Genomic DNA, 16,872 nt, shown 5'->3' on the forward strand with positions numbered 1-16,872 from the left:
GAAGCGGTTGAGATAGGCAAAGGAAACGGGCAGCGATGTACGAGCCTCCTCATTTCAGGGAAACGCGGCCGGAAATCCTGCACGGGCTGATCCGGGCGCATCCTCTGGGCCTGTTGATTTGCAACGGAGCCGAGGGGCCGGTCGCCAACGCCATCCCGTTCCTGCTCGACGCCCCCTCCGGGCTCAATGAAGGCCTGCCGCCGAACGGCAGGCTGCGCGCCCATCTGGCGAAGGCCAATCCGCAATGGCAGCTGTTGGCCGACAATCCGGCATCGCCGGTGCTGATCGTCTTCCAGGGCACCGATGCCTATGTGACGCCGTCCTGGTACGAGACCAAGCGCGAGACCGGCAAGGTGGTGCCGACCTGGAATTACGCCATCGTGCAGGTGCGAGGCACCGTCAAGGTGATCGATGACCAGGCCTGGCTGGCGCAGCAGATCGCCGACCTGACCGCGTCCCAGGAAGGCGCCCGCGCCGCGCCCTGGGCGGTGACCGATGCGCCGGCGCCCTTCATCCAGTCGCAGATCAAGGGCATCATCGGGCTGGAAATCGAGATCAGCGAAATCCACGGCAAGTGGAAGGTCAGCCAGAACCGGCCGGTCGCCGATCGCGTCGGCGTTGCGCAAGGGCTCGAAAACGAAGACCACCGCTCGCCTGACATGGCACGCCTGGTCAGATCCTATGGCGGCCTGGACGGCAATTAGGTCAGCCGAAACGTTCCCTTGCGGGCCGGCAACCCCGACGGCATCGGGCGAAAGATGAAGCCGAGCCGGGCAAAGACCAGCCCGCAAGCCAACGCGAAGGCGCAGCCGAGGCCGAAGCCGGCGACGGTGTCGCTGGGATAGTGCGCGCCGACGAAGACCCGCGTCGAGGCAATGCAGGCCGTGATCGCCAGGGCGATGTACCAGCGCCGCGGAAACAACAGCAGAGCCACCCCGAACACGGCGCCCATCGTGGTGGCGTGGCCGGACGGGAAGCCGGCGAAGCGCGCATCAAAAGCAAAGGGATGCAAGGCCAGCACGCCAAAATCGTCGAAATACAGCGGGCGAGCCCGACCGATTGCATATTTCAGCACATTGACGGCCAGGCCGGACAGACCGGCGGCGCTCAGCATCAGAAAAGCCAGGCAGGTCCAGTTGTAGACCAGCATCAGCGATCGCCTTGAAAGGCTTCGCCAGTCCGTCAGGTTCGCGGCAACGAGCAAAAGCGCTGATGGGATGAGATACCAGCCTCCCAGGCCGAACTGCGTGAAGAAATCGGCCAATTGGACGAACCCTGGCGACCACTGGCCGTGAGACATTCCTGCCGGGGTGTCGAGGCGAACAAACGCCGCCGCCGTCAGCAAAATCCAGACCAGGCCCCAAACCGGCCACACGACGTTCGGGTATCTGGCGGGACGAGCGGCAAAGCGCCTTTTTGCGATCTGCATCGTATCGCGAAAATTGTCGAGGGACCGGCGCCCCACTCCAAGGAGCATACCTGAAACGGAAGGGCGCGATTTCACGAGCATTGGAAACTCGACCCTGTCATCGACGAGCCGTCATTGGGCCACACGATAGAGGCCGAGCGACAATTTGTCTCCCGACGAATAGTTGAGCCCGTCGATCTCGGCAACGCGGTTCACCGATTTGCCGTATGCCGCCAGCATGCCATTCAGTTTCTGCTCGTCCGCGATCGGCGCCAGTGCGAGCGCGCAGGCCGGATCGGTAAACAGATGCCTGGCGACGCCCTCGACATTGGTCAGCACCGTTTTCGTGCCGACCAGGAACACCAGGCTCGGTTCCTGATAGCGCGACGAGGCGAGTACGGTGGTGTCGCAAGGCTTGTTGGCGCGCACCGCCGCCTCGATGGCCGGGCTCAGCCAGATCGGCTTCAGCGACGGCGCGATGACGCCGAACAACAGCCCATAGGTGATGCCGGCACAGACCGCGACAGCTCCGATGCGGCGCAGCGGCACTTGCAACTCCCGCGAAAAGGCGAAGTAGCCGGCGCCGAGCGCTGCCGCCGCCGCCGGAATGCTCCACCAGGAGAAGGCGCCGGTGAGGTAGATCGGCGCGCCGATGCAGACCGCCGCCAGACCGAGGCTGACCACGGCGAGACCAAAGGCGGTCGACCACCACAACCAATCCTGCCAGCGCTTGAGCGGTGCGTTCGCATCCTGCGGCTGCAACGTCAGCAGCCAGCCGATCAGCAGCGCCATGCCGGGATAGGCCGGCAGGACATAGTGCGGCAGCTTGGTCGGGATGAGCTCGAACACCAGCCAGAACGGGATGTACCAGGCGAGGCAGAAGCGCAGCCGGGGATCGTCGCGCAAGCGGTTGAGGGCCTGCAGCCCGGCGCCGACCGCGATCAGGCCGAAGGGCCACATGAACAGGGAATAGGTCAGCATGTAGAAGCCGGGCGGCAGGCCGTGCGATTCCTCGCCCGACGCGACCTTGCCGATCATGTCCTTGCCGACGGCCTGCTGCAGGAAGGCGCCACCGCTCTTCCAGGTGATCAGCGCAAGCCAGGGCAGCACGATCAGCACCACGAGCGCCAGGCCGCGCCCCGTCTTCAGCTTCGACAGCCAGCGCCCGTCACGCTCGAAGGCAAACAGCACGGCGATGGTGAGCGCCGACAGCAGCGGCGCGATCGGCCCCTTGATGAGGATCGCCGCACCTTGCGCTATCCAGAAAATCCACCAGAGATGGCCGGCGACAGGTTGGTTGCGGCGCGATGCCAGATAGATCTGCGCCAGTGCGCCTTGCGCCGCCACGCAACAGGCCAGCAGCATAGCGTCGGTCTTGGCGTCGCGGCCTTCGAAAGCGGTGGCGAAGATCGCCGCCATGACAAGGCCGGCGGCGATGCCGGCATTGGCGCCGAACAGATTGGTGCCGGTCCAGGCGATCGCCAGCACCGCAATGGCAATGCCAAGCGCCGAGACCGTGCGGTAGACCCAGATCGGCGCTTGGGCGCCGTCGCCGCTCAGCGCCACGGCCGCCGATTGCAGCCAGTAGATGCCGATCGGTTTCTGGTAGCGCGAGGCGTCCTGAAAGCGGATGTCGACATAGTTGCCGGTCTCGGCCATCTGCTTGGTGGCCTGGACGAAGCGCGACTCGTCGCGGTCGATCGGCGGCATCGAGGCCAACCCCGAAACCGTCATCACCAGGCTGAACAGGAAGAGAAGGATGTAATTCCTGTTCACCGCCATGTTCTCAGCCTCTCCAACCGTTCTCTCGATGCGCCAGACTGCCCAATCGACCGCTGCTCAATCGACCTTGGTCATCGCCGCCGCCTTGCGCTCGTTGGCGATCAGCCAGAGATTTCTGATATAGATGAACATGCCCATAGCCTGGCCGGCGATGAACACAGGATCCTGGCGCACGATCGCATAGATCAGCAGCAGGCCGCCGCCGAACAGGGAAAAGAACCAGAAGGCGACCGGCACGACGCTGCGCTTGGCCTTCTCGGAGGCGAGCCACTGCACGACGAAGCGCATGGTGAAGAAGAACTGGGCGATGAAGCCGAGCAGGATCCACGCATCGAACTGCTTGACGAAAACCTGGTGAAGCCAGGTCACCAGTTCCTGAAGCACGTTAACCACGGCTGATTTCCTCTACTTTGGGCATTCTGCGGCGCCGGCGGCGCAGCCACCAGACGCCACCGAGATCGAGCGCACCCTGCAGGCCGCGATCGAAAATGCCGTAATTCGACTTGCCATGCCGGCGCGAGCGATCGACGACATCGCAATGCACGACGCGATAACCCTCCTGGATGACCAGGGCCGGAACGAAGCGATGGGTGCCGTCGAAGAACGGCAATTTGCGCAGGATATCGGTGTGGATCGCCTTGAGGCCGCAACCGGTATCGCGCGTGTCGTCATGCAGGATCGCGCCCCGCAGCCAGTTGGCAAAACGCGACGCCAGTTGCTTGACCTTGCTGTCGCGACGCTTGAGGCGTTGGCCCTGTGCCGCGCCGAAATCGGGGCCCGCCTGCCGCAAGGCATCGACCAGCATGGGTATGTATTGAGGGTCGTTCTGGCCATCACCGTCGATCGTGGCGACGATGCCGCCGCGCGCGGCCCAGGCGCCGGAACGCACCGAAAGGCTCTGGCCGGCGGATTTCCGGTGCCGCAATTCCCGCACCGGAAACGGGCGAAGTGCTGCTTGCGCGGCCAGAACCGAAGTGGTGTCGTCGGTCGAGCCATCGTTGACGATGATCAGCTCGAAGTCGCGCCCGGCCATGGCGGCCTCGATCTCGTCGATCAACAGCGGCAGATTGGCCGCCTCGTTCCTGCAAGGAATGACGATGGATATCAATGCGTCCGGCATGTCGCGTCGGGGCTCTGTCGTCGGATATGGCATTTTGTGGATGCCGTGCGGTGCCGCTTGAGGTCGTGGACTGCAAGAACCTTTGGCGCGGCGCCTCATTACGCCAGCCGAAACGATGAAGCAAGCATGGGAGCCGGACGGTGGATTGCGGCAAATGGCCAGTGGGCAGCAGCGGCTGCCGCTCGCAACGTGCGATCGCGCCAAAACCGGATTCCACTTTTGCTGATCGCGCTTGGGTGCTAAACGCCCGCGTTCATGCACGCCACGCTTGGGCCAGATCGGCCGGACGCTTTCGGGAAACAAAAAATGCCTGCCTTCAAATCCGATTTCCTGCGCACGATGAGCGAGCGCGGTTTCATCCACCAGACTTCGGATGATGCCGGCCTCGACAATCTCTTCGCCACGGAGACGGTGACGGCCTATATCGGCTTCGACGCGACCGCCAGGAGCCTGCATGCCGGTTCGCTGATCCAGATCATGATGCTGCACTGGCTGCAGCAGACTGGTCATCGGCCGATCGCGCTGATGGGCGGCGGTACCTCGATGATCGGCGATCCGTCCTTCAAGGACGAGGCGCGCAAGCTTTTGACCCCGCAGGATATCGACGACAACCTCGCCGGCATCCGCCGCAACTTCATGCCGTACCTCAAATTCGGCAGCGGGCCGAATGACGCGATCATGGTCAACAACGCCGACTGGCTGATGGAGATCAACTACGTCAATTTCCTGCGCGACGTCGGCCGTCACTTTTCCGTCAACCGCATGCTGGCCTTCGATTCCGTCAAGCTGCGGCTCGATCGCGAACAGTCGCTGTCGTTTCTCGAATTCAACTACATGATCCTGCAGGCCTATGATTTCGTCGAGCTCTACAAGCGTCTCGGCTGCCGCCTGCAGATGGGCGGCTCCGACCAGTGGGGCAACATCATCAACGGTATCGATCTCGGCCGCCGCATGGAGGACGCGCAGCTTTATGCGCTGACGACGCCGCTGCTCACCACCTCATCGGGCGCCAAGATGGGCAAGTCGGCGTCGGGCGCGGTCTGGCTCGATGCGGACATGCTGAGCCCGTATGAGTTCTGGCAGTACTGGCGCAATACCGAGGATGCCGATGTCGGCCGTTTCCTGAAACTCTACACGACGCTGCCCTTGGACGAGGTCGCGCGGCTCGAGCAACTCGGCGGATCCGAGATCAATGAGGCGAAGAAAGTCCTCGCCACCGAGATCACGGCCTTGCTGCACGGTCGCGCAGCCGCCGAACAGGCCGGCGACACGGCGCGCAAGACATTCGAAGAAGGCGCACTCGCCGAATCGCTGCCGACCGTCGAGGTGGAAAATGCCAAACTCGAAGCCGGCGTCGGCATCCTGTCGCTGCTCGTGACCGCCGGATTGGCGGCGTCGAACGGCGAGGCGCGGCGGCATGTGCAGGGCGGTGCGGTGCGGCTGAACGATCTGCCTGTCAGCGACGAGCGCAAGCTGGTGACATCTCAGGATTTGAGTCCGGAAAACGTCGCAAAGCTTTCACTCGGCAGGAAAAAACACATTCTCGTGCGGCCTGTTTGAGGCCGGTCACCGGTATTCGAAGATCGACCTGAATATCCCGGGCGCGATCACCGACAGCGGGTTGATATCCAGAACCGGCTTGTTGGCGTTGCCCTTGAGCCGGTAGGTGACGCCGATCAGGCCGCGGTCGCGGCCATTGCCGAGAAGCGCGCCAACGATGGGCAATTCGCCGAAGATGCGATTGAGGCCATAGACCGGCATGAACGTGCCGGTCATGTCCATGTTGTTGTTCTGGTCGTAGAGCGTGCCTTGGAACGTCGTGCCGATGCGCGGGCCGCGCAGCACGCCATTGGCCAGTTTCAGATAGCCGCTGCCCTTGTCGATCTCGGCGTAACCGCGTTCGAACTTCACCCGCGACGTGTCCAGATTGCCCTTGACCGCCTGGTTTAGGCTTCGGTTGTCGCCGGCCGGCGTGGTCGAGACGATGGAGGCCAGTTTCGGTTCGTTGACCACGAAAAAGTTGCTGGTATCCACCTTGCCCGTCAGCGATCCGTCGCTCGGCCCCGCCAGCGCCAGGGTGATCGCTCCGCCCTCCATGTGCTCGTAGATGTTGAGAAACCTGAGTATCGCGCCAGCGTCGGCGGACTGCATGTTGAGCGTGCGCCGGCCGGCGCCGGTGGTGTTGCTGATGGTTATGGCGGCGCCCGAACTTGCCGTGGCGCTGACCTTCAGTCCGTTCACGCGCGAACCAGCCGCGCTGTAGTCGAGCTTCAGGTTGGACAATTGCTCGTCGTGGAAACCGGTCAGCTGGTCGACATCGGCGCTGACGGAAATAGAGTCGGAACCCGTGGTCTTGGTCGCGGTGTCGACGTCCGAGGTGAACTGCTTGATCAGCGAGCGGGCGTCCAGCGCGTTGCCTGATATGTTGACCGCATAGCCTTTGCCGGACCGCTTCACCGACACCGCGACATTGTCGCCCCTGTTCAAGGTGACCTTGCTGAACTTTGCGGAAGACAGGGCGCCATTGACCAGCACGATGTTGCCATCGACGGAGAAACTCTTTCCGTCGAGTTCGAAGTCGGACAGCGTCGTGGTGTCGCCGGACTTGGTCATGACGAATGTGACATTGGCGGGAACCCCCGCCCCCTTGCTCCAGCCGGCCCAGGGAATGTCCAGCCTGGCGTTGGTCAGATCGGCCGAGACGTTTTGGTCGCCGCTGCCGCTCTTGTCGATCGCGACCTTCACCGTTCCGCTAAGCAGCGGCGTCAAGCCGGGCATTGCGGCGGCACGGATCTTGTCGTCGAGAACCAGGGCCACCTTGCGGCTGGGCGCCGGCCCATCATCCCGGAGCGGCTCGATCAGGTCGAGTTCGGCCGGAATGCCGTTCAGCGATGCCTTGGCGGAAATGACTGCCTTTTCCGGGTCGACGGTGATCGAACCGTCGGCGTCCGTCACGGTCTGGCCCTCGAAGGGCTTGGCCAATGACAGGCCGCTATAGTCGAGCGACACCAGCCAATCGAGCTTCGAGGAGTCAACGCCGGACTGCAACGGAATGTCAGCCCTGACATGACCGGTGACGCTGCCCGACAGGTCATCGGGCAGAAGGCCGACATGGCGCATGGCGTTGATCGGCTCGTACGAGGCGAGTTCAGCGATTGCCGGCGCTTCGCCTTCAACATCGATGTCGAGCGCGCCGATGACCGGCGGATGATTGGCCGCCTTGACCGTCAGCGTGCCATTGCTGGCCGCCACGGTGCGGCCGCTGGGCAGGTAGACGGTGCCCGAGGACAGGGAGACGTCGACATCATTGCCGTGGAAAGCAACAACGCCGACCGCATCGCGTATCGGCGGAATGCGCCCGGCCGTGTCAAAACGCGATCCCTCGATCTGGAAGCGGCCGAACACCTCATCGGCGGACAGCGGCACGCCATTGCCAAGGCGGCCCGGGACGACCTGGAACTGCAGGTTGGCGTCGACGACGCGGCCGCCAAACAGATTGGCCAGCACCCACAGCCGGGCGTTGCGTGCCGAAAACCACGGCCAAAGCTGCTTGACGTGAGAGACCTGCATGTTGTGGACGTTGAACGCCAGATTGATCCCCGGTGCCTGGCCGTCGACGAATTCCACAGCGGCGGTGCCAAGCACCTCGCCGGAGGCGGCGGACCGAATCGCGATCTGATCGGCCACGAGCTTGTGGCTCACTGTGTTGTAGACACCGGCAATCCGAGCGAGGAAGGCGAGCGCAGGCTCGGGCGACTCCGAGGGCGCGAGCGACGAACCGTCGCTGGTCAGGTCATAGCGATAGGACGGTTCCTCACCTGCCGCTCCGGTTGCCGGCTTCGGCCCGATCGAACCGGCAAAATCGAATGTCGACCGGCCGGTCTTCAGCAACAATCTGTCGACCTGGACCTTGTTGCTGCCCGCAACCAACGTCGTGTTGACATCGACATCCGCCGGCAGCAACCCGCGTGCGCCGAGATCGAGCACGGAACCGGTCGATGACAGAGTGGCCGTCAGCCGCGATGCATTCGTGCCGGCCCCTTCCGATCCCGACAGCTTCAGCGTGACCGCGCCCAGCTTTCCGGCAACAGCCGTGGTGTCGCCGGCCAGATCGATGCTGGCATCCAGAGCCGTCACGCGGTGTGCCGCGACATCGCGGGCGGCGGACGCGGCAACGGCAACCGCCCTGCCGTCGACATCGGCCTCGGACGAAAACTGCATGCCGCCCGGTCCCGACTGCGCGACGGTGGCGTCGGTGATCTTGATCAGCTTGATCGTCCCGGCTTCGGGCAGCACGAATTCGACATTGCGAAATTCGATCCGGCGCAGTGAATCTTCCCGCACGGCATCGAGCGCCCGGTTGACGTTGCCGAACACCGCAGCGGACAGTTTCTCCGGATCGATGAGGCCGTCCTCGTTGCGCAGGACAGCGGTCCAGTCGCCGGACGGCATCGCCGCCACGAAGATGCGCGCATCGGAGATCCTGGCGCTGGTCAGCCGCACATCCCCCCACAGCAGCGGTATCAGGCGCACACCGAAGCGCACGCGGCCCGCATCGGCCATCGGCTTGCCGCCGGCTGTCTTCAGGCTGACGTCGCTGACCTGCAACGCAATGAAGCTCGATCCATCAAGGGTGATGCGCGCCGGTCCGACCGAAACATCGACATCGACGCCGGCCAGTTTCTCGATGGCCGTTTCCGCTTCCGCCCGAAGCCGCTCGGAGCCAACGCCGGACACACCGACCAGATAGACAACAACTGCCGCCAACAAGACGAAGCTGGCGAAACCGGCGAACACCCTTGCCAGGATGCGAAAGCCGCGTCCGATCCGCGCCTGACCGAGCGGCGGCACGCGGCACGCGGACGGAAAGGTCCCCAGGTCGGTGATCTCATCCCGCCTGAACCGTATCTTCTCGTGTTGCGGTTGCTCCTGATCCACGCATTTTTCCGTTGTACGAACTCGATCGTGGACGAATCCCCGCTCGACACTATATCGGTGTGGCGTCGCGCGTAACCACAAACAAGGGCATCGGTATGACTGACCTCGACGTAGGCGATCTCGCGCCGCAATTCGACCTGCCGCGGGACGGCGGCGGATCGCTCAGCCTTGCCGCATCCTCCGGCAAGCCCATTGTGCTCTATTTTTATCCGCAGGACGACACAACAAGCTGCACGCAAGAGGCGATCAGCTTCTCGCAGCTGAAGCCGGACTTCGAGAAGGCGGGCGCCGTTGTGATCGGCCTGTCGCCTGACAACGTCAAAAAGCACGACAAGTTCAAATCGAAATACAGTCTCACCATCGACCTCGCTGCCGACGAGGAGCGCAAGGTGATCGAGGCCTACCATCTGTGGGTCGAGAAATCGATGTATGGCCGCAAGTACATGGGTGTCGAGCGCGCGACGTTCCTGATCGGCCGCGACGGGCGGATCGCCAGGATCTGGCGCAAGGTCCGGGTCAAGGGCCATGCCGAGGAAGTGCTGGCGGCTGTCCGCGCGCTTTGAGTTTGTCGGCACAGCCGACGCCCCTTGCCTACAACCTCATGCCCGCATGGCTGGTAATCGTTGACGGCAAGCCGGCAGCGCAAAACTTTGTTAACCCTAATAATGTGTAATCAAGCTTGTCGTGGTGTCGTAAACGAAAGCTTGGTCCCGTGAAGGCAACCGGTCAGTCAGCAGTCTTCGGCAGGCGTAAAGAGCCCCACACGATCATCATCGCCCGGGGTAATGAGATCAGGCACTTCACGATCCGACCCTGGCTCGCGGCCTTTGTCGGCTCAGCGCTGGCCGCCATTGCCATCGGCTACCTCCTGGCCACCTCCTACCTCGTGCTGCGCGACGACCTGATCGGCGCCACCACGGCGCGGCAGGCACGCATGCAGCAGGCCTATGAAGATCGCATTTCGGCGCTTCGCGGCCAGGTCGACCGCATCACCAGCCGCCAGCTGCTCGACCAGCAGCTGATGGAAACCAAGGTCAGCGAACTGCTTGAACGCCAGAGCCAATTGAGCCAGCGTCACGGCCGCCTCGGCCCGCTGCTCGAACGCGCCGAGAATGACGTCGGCACGGCGCCAGCCGAGGATCCGGCTGCGGCTGGCAAGCCGGACAAACCCGCCGAGGTAACCGGCAGCATCAACCCGCCAGCGCAGACCTACGCGGTCGCCAGTCTGAGCGCCGACCTCGGTGCCGGCGACACCAGGCCATTCTCGCTATGGTCGACCCGCTCCGATCCGCTGCCCAACGATTCAGCCGCCGACCGTGCCGACAGGCTGTTCGTCTCGATCAACCAGTCGCTGAAATCCATCGAGAACGAGCAGCTGACCCGCATCAGCACGCTTGCCGACAACGCCTACAAGAGCGCCGACGCCATCACCCAGGCCCTGCAAGCGGCAGGCTTGCCGGTCGACAGCGATTTCGGCAAGAACGAGAGCGACGTCGGCGGACCGCTGATCCCGCTCGACAGTTCGATGATGTTCGACAGCAAGGTCAAGGAACTGGACGAGGCGCTGGACACGCTCGACCACCTCAAGAAGGAAGCGCGCCAGCTGCCGCTGACCAATCCAGCCCCCGGCCATTCCGTCACCAGCCCGTTCGGCGTGCGCACCGACCCGATCCTCGGCACCGCCGCGCTGCATTCCGGGATGGATTTCAGGGCGCCGATCGGCATGGCCGCCAAGGTCACGGCGCCCGGCGTCGTCACCAAGGCAGGCTGGAACGGCGGCTATGGCCGGATGGTGGAAGTCGACCACGGCAATGGTTTTGCGACGCGCTACGGACATCTCAGCGAAATCGACGTGACCGTGGGCGAGAAGCTGGATGCCGGCGCCGTCATCGGCAAGACCGGCAGCAGCGGCCGCTCGACAGGTCCGCATCTGCATTACGAAGTCCGCCACAATGGCGAAGCCATCGATCCCCTGCGCTTCCTCACGGTCGGCAAGAAGGTCGCCCAGTATCTCTGAGCGTCGCAAGCGCTGAGCTGATCGGCGGCCCACTCCAGACCCAGCTCGCCCTGAAGGCCCTGATGGTTCGCCAATTGTCAGCGCCGCAGAAAAGGTGCCGGTGACGCGGTCAGCCCCCTTCCCCCCGTCACCATACGGGGAGAAGTGCCCGGCATGGCGATGGGGGCGGCGCCGACTTCGACAATTGGTGATCTTCCCCGCAAATTGGAAACTGTCGTCGATCTGAAGTGATTGCCCTTGGCGACACCGCTTGGGCGTTGACAGCATTCCAGTTGTAGGATGATATGTATAAGCATACACACCTGCATCAAAACCGGCCCGACAATGACCATCCACGGCATCTCGCCTGACGTTCTCTCTGCCCTCGAGCATGTGCTGGGGCAGAGCGGCGTGGCTGCCGACGCCGCGGGCATGGCCAGATATCTCGCAGACTGGTCCGGCGACCATCATGGCGGCGCCCTCGCCGTTCTGAAGCCGGCTTCGGTCGCGGAGGTTCAGGCCACTGTCCGGCTGTGCGGCAGGCTTGGGCTGGCGATGATCCCGCAAGGCGGCAACACCGGTCTTGTGGCGGGTGCGATCGACATCGGCACGAACCGGGGCGCGGTGGTCATCAGCCTGGAGCGGCTGAACAGCATCCGTCTCGTCGACGTCGACAATTTCATCCTGCAGGCCGATGCCGGCTGCATCCTGCAGCACATCAAGGATGCCGCCGAAAACCAGGACTGCCTGTTTCCGCTGGCGCTCGGCGCCCAGGGCAGCTGTCAGATCGGTGGCAACGCGGCAAGCAATGCCGGCGGCGTCAACGTACTGCGCTACGGAATGGCCCGCGATCTCATTGTCGGCCTCGAAGTGGTGCTGCCGGACGGCGAATTGTGGAGCGGCTTTTCCGGCCTGCGCAAGGACAACCGCGGTTATGACCTGAAGCAGCTGTTCGTCGGCAGCGAAGGAACGCTGGGCATCATCACCGGCGTCGAGGTCAAGCTGTTTCCGAAACCCGGCCGGGTCGAGACCGCGTATCTGGGCCTTCCCTCGTTCGAAGCAGCGATCGCGCTGTTCGGGCAAGCCCGACGCGGATGCTCGGACCTGATATCCGCCTTCGAGATCATCGGCTCTGAATGCATGGAGCTTGCGCGTTTGATCGATCCGGACATCGTCGCGCCGGTCACCGCCCCTGTTCATGTGCTGATCGAGTTGTCGGCGAGCGCTGCCATCGACCTGCGCACGCTGCTGGTCGACTTCCTTGCCGGAGCCATGGAAAAGCATCTCGTCACTGACGCCATTCTGGCCGAAAGCGGCGCACAAGCCAGGGCTTTCTGGGCCATTCGCGAAGGGCTGGTCGAGGGCCAGGCCAAGCGCGGCTACCATGTACGCACGGATCTTTCCGTGCGCATCTCGGACATCCCCGCGCTCATCGCCCAGGCCCGCCAGTTTGTCGCGCTGGAGCATCCGGGCTGGATCCCCCAGGCCTACGGCCATGCAGGCGACGGCAACATCCATTTCAACGTGCTGCCGCCGCTCGACCTTGCCGAGCCCGAGTCGCGCGCCGCGGGCGTCAGGATCACAGCCGGGTTGTACGACATCATCAACGCCCTCGGCGGTTCGATCAGCGCCGAACACGGCATCGGGCGCACCCGCCAGCGCGTGTACTGGGTTGGGCTCTCTCCCGTCCACCGCAGGCTTGTCGCCACACTCAAAAATGCCCTCGATCCGAACAGGCTGATGAATCCCGGCTGCCTCTTACCCACGACGGAGACCGTTTCATGAAACAACGACTGGCTGCCATCGGTACTGTCGAGGCGCTGCCGCACCGGGTCGCAGCGTTCCTCAGCCGCGAGATCGAGTCCGGCGATCTCAATCCGGGCAGCCTGCTGCCGACGGAGCAACAGCTTTCGGAGAAATTCGGCGTCAGCCGAAACGTGGTGCGCGAGGCAATCGCGCAATTGCGCGCCGATGGCATGGTGGAGGCGCGACAAGGCATTGGCTCTTTCGTCCTGGCCCCGGAGCAGCGCGCGGCAATCCGCATCGACCGCGAGACGCTGAAGGAAGGGCAGAACATGGAGCGGCTCTTCGAGCTGCGCTGCATCCTCGAGGCAGAATCAGCAGCACTTGCCGCCGAGCGGCGCGAGCAGGAACATCTCGACGCCATCAAGGCGGCTCTCGACCGCATGAGCGGCGAGGAGCGCTGGGAAGACGGCAGCATCGACGCCGACCTTCTGTTTCATCGCGAAATCGCCCGGGCGACAGGCAACAGCTATATCCACACGTTCATCTCCTTCGTCTGCGAACAGATCCGTCGCTCGATCTACTACGCGCGTCTCACCAACCCCTTGCACGACCTGGTGGAAGTCAATGTCGGCGAGCATGTGCGCATCTACGAGGCGCTGGTGGCCGGTGATCCGGCAGCCGCCGAAGCGGCGATGCGCGCGCACATCATCGGCGCTGCCGACCGCGTCGGCGTCAAGCTGCCGGCGTCGCGCGCCCAGCGCGCCGACGAAAGGAAATAGCCATGTCGCTCGGCACCGCATATCGGATTTCGGACGTCTGCCTGCTTGTCGAGGACATCGAGCGCACAGTGGCGTTCTACGTCGACAAGCTCGGCTTCCGCCTGCGCCGGCGCGCCGAGGGTTTTGCCGACTTCCATGGCGAGGGCGTGACGCTTGCAGCCTGGGAGATCGACCATATCAGCCAGCACGCTGGCGTCTCGAAGCTGCGTTCGCCGCGCCATGCGCACAAGGTTTGCGTGGCGGTCAAACTCGACGCGCCCGGCGAAATCGACCGCCTCTACGCCGATCTGACGGCCAAGGGCGTGCCCTTCCAGGGCCCGCCAGGGGACTATGTCTGGAACGCGCGCTGCGCCTATTTCACCGACCCGGACGACACGCTCTGGGAACTCTACGCCTGGCTCGACGGCGGCCCCGGCGATTACCACGAAGAACGGCCGTAGACGACAGCGCGCCGAGGGACCGGCGTGCAATGAAGAGACAGACAAGTCTTGCAACAGGAGCGAAAAATGAGTGGGAACAAACATTACGACATGAACCGCCGCAGCTTCATGAAATCCGGCATGGCGGCCGTTGCCGCCGCATCGGCAGGGATGCAACTGGTGCTGACCCCGGGTGCGAAGGCGGCCGGAAAGGTCGTCATCCAGTACGACTGGCTGATGTCCAACGGCCAGATCGGCGACATCGCGGCCGTCGCCAATGGCTATTTCAAGGATGCCGGGCTCGACGTGGAATTCAGCCCGGGCGGCCCCAACGCCTCGACAGTGCCGCCGGTGATCTCCGGCGCGGCACAGCTCGGCCAGTTTTCCGAAACGCCGCAGCTTTTCGCGGCGCGCGCCAGCGGCGTGCCGGTAAAGATCATCGCCTGCGGCTTCCGCACCGGCCCCTATGCCTTCACCTCGAAGGCGGCAAACCCGATCCGCGGCATCGCCGACCTCAAGGGCAAGAAGATCGGTATCCAGCCAACCGCGCGTTTCGTCATCGACGAGATCCTGGCCAAGAACGGCATGGGCCCGTCCGACGTCACCGTCGTCAATGTCGGCTTCGACAAGGCGCCACTGATGCGCGGCGATGTCGATGCCATTGGCGGCTGGATCACCAACACGCAGGCGTTGAGCGTCGTCGGCGATGATCGCATCGACCTTCTGGTGCGCGATCTCGGACTGAATTCCTATGCCGACGTCTATTTCGCCACGGACGCCGCGATCGAAAAGGATCCGGACACGCTGGCGAAGTTCATCGGCGCGGTCGCCAAGGGCTGGGGCTGGGTGCATGCCAACCCGCAGGAGGCCGTGAAGAAAATGGTCGCCGCCTATCCGGAAATGGACCTCGGCTGGGAAGAGAAGACCGTCAACCTCGTGCTCAAGCTGTCCTTCGATGCGGCAACGGCCAAGGACGGTTGGGGCACGTTCGATCCCGCCTCCCTCGAGGAGCAATTGGCGTTGCTCGACAAGGTGGGACAATATCCGAACGGCCGGCCGGCGGCCGCAGACGTCTACACCACCAAGATCCTCGAACTTTCGGCCGCCGACCGGCCGAAGCTCGACGCGCCCGCCGCCTGATGGCGAACGCGATCGAAACCCGCGGACTGGATGTCGGCTATGGCCGCCGCCAGGCCGCCGTCAAAGTCCTCTCCGGCCTCGACCTCGACGTCGAGGCCGGATCTTTCCTGGCGATCCTCGGACCTTCGGGCTGCGGCAAGTCGACCTTGCTCAGGGTGGTTGCCGATCTGCTCGATCCGCTTGGCGGCACCATCAACGTGCTCGGCGACACGCCGCACGCTGTGCGATCGCGCCGCGATGTCGGCTTCGTCTTCCAGGATTCGACCCTGCTGCCCTGGCGCACGGTGCGCGACAACGTTCGCCTGCCGCTTGGCGTCGGGCAAGGCAGCCTGACCCGCAGCATCGAGGATCGCAGCGACGAATTGCTGGAGTTGATGGGGCTTGCCGGCTTCGGCGAGCGCCTGCCGCACCAGCTCTCCGGCGGCCAGCGCCAGCGTGTGGCAATCGCTCGCGCGCTGCTCGGGCAACCGAAGCTGCTGCTGATGGACGAACCGTTCGGGGCTCTTGACGAAATCACCCGCGACCGCCTCAACGACGAGTTGCTTGGCCTGTGGCGGCGCACCGGCACGACGATCCTGTTCGTCACCCATTCGATCGCCGAAGCCGCCTATCTCGGCGAAAGGGTCATCGTGCTCGCTGCCAATCCGGGGCGACTGGCCAAGGACATCGACATGCGGCCGTTCAAGCAGGATGGCAACCGCTGCTCGCGCGAAGACCCGGCGATCGTCGCCGCCATGGCCGAGCTGCGGACCGCGCTGGAGCGCGCGTCATGAGGCCGGCACCACTGTCTGCGCAGATGGCAATCGCCCTGCCCGTTCTCGGTGCGGCGTCGATCCTTCTCACCTGGCAGTTTCTGCTGCCCGCTCTCGGCGTGCCGGCCTATATCGTGCCGACGCCGACGGCGATATCAGGCGTCTTCCAGAAGAGTTTCGCGCTGCTCATCGACAATCTCAGGCCGACGCTGATCGAGGCGCTGGCGGGCTTCGTGATCGGCAATCTTGCGGCCGTGCTGCTCGCCGTTCTGTTCGTCCACAGCCGCATCCTTCAGGCGGCCTATTTTCCGATCGTGCTGTTCTTCAACACCATTCCGATCCTGGCGCTGTCGCCGATCATCACCCTGATCTTCGGGCTGGGCATGACACCGAAGATCGTCATCGCGTCAGTGGTCTGTTTCTTCCCGACGCTGGTCAACATGATCCGCGGCCTGGACTCGGCCAGCGACAACGAGCACGAACTGTTTCGCGTGCTGTCGGCGACGCGCTGGGAGATCTTCTGGGGCCTGCGCCTGCCGCGCGCGCTGCCGATGCTGTTCTCCTCGCTCAGGATTGCGTCGGCGACGGCGGTGATCGGCGCCATCGTCGGCGAATGGATCGGCTCGGACAAGGGCCTCGGCGCGCTAATCATCCAGGCGAGCTTCAACTACCAGTCGGACCGGCTTTACGCGGCGATCGTGCTGTCGTCATGCCTGTCGATCGCGCTGTTCTGCGCCGTGGTGCTGGTCGAGCGCCGGATCATCAAATACTGAACAGGCGACCCGCTTTCAC

The 16,872-nt window shown here is 63.9% G+C and carries 15 protein-coding genes; 10 read left to right on the forward strand and 5 right to left on the reverse strand.

Annotation, left to right across the window (positions count from 1 at the left end; genetic code table 11):
* Nucleotides 1-35 precede the first annotated feature (35 nt).
* Nucleotides 36-704: an FMN-binding negative transcriptional regulator gene (locus AC1D10_RS21590; RefSeq protein WP_477275381.1), complete on the forward strand. Its 669-nt coding sequence runs from the start codon at nt 36-38 to the stop codon at nt 702-704.
* Here the strand turns inward: AC1D10_RS21590 and AC1D10_RS21595 are convergent.
* The 4 genes from AC1D10_RS21595 to AC1D10_RS21610 all read right to left on the reverse strand — a co-directional run bounded on the left by AC1D10_RS21595 (nt 701) and on the right by AC1D10_RS21610 (nt 4,310).
* Nucleotides 701-1,264 (reverse strand): phosphatase PAP2 family protein, encoded by a 564-nt coding sequence (locus AC1D10_RS21595; protein WP_477275383.1) that lies wholly within the window; start codon nt 1,262-1,264, stop codon nt 701-703. The two genes, AC1D10_RS21590 and AC1D10_RS21595, sit on opposite strands and share 4 nt — an antisense overlap.
* Before the next feature lie 276 nt (nt 1,265-1,540).
* Nucleotides 1,541-3,190, reverse strand: a complete 1,650-nt coding sequence (locus tag AC1D10_RS21600; RefSeq protein ID WP_477275385.1) for an ArnT family glycosyltransferase — start codon at nt 3,188-3,190, stop codon at nt 1,541-1,543.
* 57 nt (nt 3,191-3,247) lie between these two features.
* The gene (locus AC1D10_RS21605; protein WP_379096937.1) at nt 3,248-3,583 is read right to left on the reverse strand and encodes a lipid-A-disaccharide synthase N-terminal domain-containing protein; all 336 of its coding nucleotides are present in this window, start codon (nt 3,581-3,583) and stop codon (nt 3,248-3,250) included.
* A complete protein-coding gene (locus AC1D10_RS21610) occupies nt 3,576-4,310 on the reverse strand; it encodes a glycosyltransferase family 2 protein (RefSeq protein WP_477275387.1) in 735 nt (244 codons plus the stop codon). Before AC1D10_RS21610 ends, AC1D10_RS21605 begins: the two co-directional genes overlap by 8 nt.
* Before the next feature lie 306 nt (nt 4,311-4,616).
* Between AC1D10_RS21610 and tyrS the strand changes: the two genes are divergently transcribed.
* On the forward strand, nt 4,617-5,870 hold the full coding sequence (gene tyrS, locus AC1D10_RS21615) for a tyrosine--tRNA ligase (RefSeq protein ID WP_477275389.1): 1,254 nt from the start codon (nt 4,617-4,619) through the stop codon (nt 5,868-5,870).
* 6 nt (nt 5,871-5,876) lie between these two features.
* Here tyrS and AC1D10_RS21620 read toward each other — a convergent pair whose 3' ends face one another.
* Nucleotides 5,877-9,248, reverse strand: a complete 3,372-nt coding sequence (locus AC1D10_RS21620; protein WP_477275391.1) for a hypothetical protein — start codon at nt 9,246-9,248, stop codon at nt 5,877-5,879.
* Nucleotides 9,249-9,343: 95 nt separating this feature from the next.
* On the opposite strand from AC1D10_RS21620, the gene AC1D10_RS21625 reads away from it, so the two are divergent.
* The 8 genes from AC1D10_RS21625 (at nt 9,344) to AC1D10_RS21660 (ending at nt 16,853) form a co-directional block, all read left to right on the forward strand.
* Nucleotides 9,344-9,811, forward strand: coding sequence for a peroxiredoxin (locus AC1D10_RS21625; RefSeq protein ID WP_379096925.1), 468 nt, complete (start codon nt 9,344-9,346; stop codon nt 9,809-9,811).
* 149 nt (nt 9,812-9,960) lie between these two features.
* Entirely contained in the window at nt 9,961-11,265 is a 1,305-nt protein-coding gene (locus AC1D10_RS21630) for a M23 family metallopeptidase (RefSeq protein WP_477275394.1), read from the forward strand.
* Between the two features lie 324 nt (nt 11,266-11,589).
* Nucleotides 11,590-13,029, forward strand: a complete 1,440-nt coding sequence (locus AC1D10_RS21635) for an FAD-binding oxidoreductase (protein WP_477275396.1) — start codon at nt 11,590-11,592, stop codon at nt 13,027-13,029.
* A complete protein-coding gene (locus AC1D10_RS21640) occupies nt 13,026-13,769 on the forward strand; it encodes a FadR/GntR family transcriptional regulator (RefSeq protein ID WP_477275398.1) in 744 nt (247 codons plus the stop codon). Before AC1D10_RS21635 ends, AC1D10_RS21640 begins: the two co-directional genes overlap by 4 nt.
* Before the next feature lie 2 nt (nt 13,770-13,771).
* Complete coding sequence (locus AC1D10_RS21645; RefSeq protein WP_477275400.1) at nt 13,772-14,209, forward strand: VOC family protein; 438 nt, start codon at nt 13,772-13,774, stop codon at nt 14,207-14,209.
* Nucleotides 14,210-14,299: 90 nt separating this feature from the next.
* Entirely contained in the window at nt 14,300-15,328 is a 1,029-nt protein-coding gene (locus AC1D10_RS21650) for an ABC transporter substrate-binding protein (RefSeq protein ID WP_477275838.1), read from the forward strand.
* Entirely contained in the window at nt 15,328-16,101 is a 774-nt protein-coding gene (locus AC1D10_RS21655) for an ABC transporter ATP-binding protein (RefSeq protein WP_477275402.1), read from the forward strand. The genes AC1D10_RS21650 and AC1D10_RS21655 overlap by 1 nt, the downstream gene beginning before the upstream one ends.
* Nucleotides 16,098-16,853, forward strand: coding sequence for an ABC transporter permease (locus AC1D10_RS21660; RefSeq protein ID WP_477275404.1), 756 nt, complete (start codon nt 16,098-16,100; stop codon nt 16,851-16,853). The genes AC1D10_RS21655 and AC1D10_RS21660 overlap by 4 nt, the downstream gene beginning before the upstream one ends.
* Nucleotides 16,854-16,872: the final 19 nt, after the last annotated feature.

This window comes from Mesorhizobium sp. P2_A8, assembly GCF_056404935.1.

Bases quoted from the DNA above. Each gene is read 5' to 3' on its own strand.
- tyrS (WP_477275389.1), top strand. From the start codon at position 4,617: ATGCCTGCCTTCAAATCCGATTTCCTGCGCACGATGAGCGAGCGCGGT.
- AC1D10_RS21635 (WP_477275396.1), top strand. From the start codon at position 11,590: ATGACCATCCACGGCATCTCGCCTGACGTTCTCTCTGCCCTCGAGCAT.
- AC1D10_RS21600 (WP_477275385.1), bottom strand. From the start codon at position 3,190: ATGGCGGTGAACAGGAATTACATCCTTCTCTTCCTGTTCAGCCTGGTG.
- AC1D10_RS21590 (WP_477275381.1), top strand. From the start codon at position 36: ATGTACGAGCCTCCTCATTTCAGGGAAACGCGGCCGGAAATCCTGCAC.
- AC1D10_RS21645 (WP_477275400.1), top strand. From the start codon at position 13,772: ATGTCGCTCGGCACCGCATATCGGATTTCGGACGTCTGCCTGCTTGTC.
- AC1D10_RS21655 (WP_477275402.1), top strand. From the start codon at position 15,328: ATGGCGAACGCGATCGAAACCCGCGGACTGGATGTCGGCTATGGCCGC.
- AC1D10_RS21610 (WP_477275387.1), bottom strand. From the start codon at position 4,310: ATGCCGGACGCATTGATATCCATCGTCATTCCTTGCAGGAACGAGGCG.
- AC1D10_RS21640 (WP_477275398.1), top strand. From the start codon at position 13,026: ATGAAACAACGACTGGCTGCCATCGGTACTGTCGAGGCGCTGCCGCAC.
- AC1D10_RS21660 (WP_477275404.1), top strand. From the start codon at position 16,098: ATGAGGCCGGCACCACTGTCTGCGCAGATGGCAATCGCCCTGCCCGTT.
- AC1D10_RS21625 (WP_379096925.1), top strand. From the start codon at position 9,344: ATGACTGACCTCGACGTAGGCGATCTCGCGCCGCAATTCGACCTGCCG.
- AC1D10_RS21650 (WP_477275838.1), top strand. From the start codon at position 14,300: ATGAACCGCCGCAGCTTCATGAAATCCGGCATGGCGGCCGTTGCCGCC.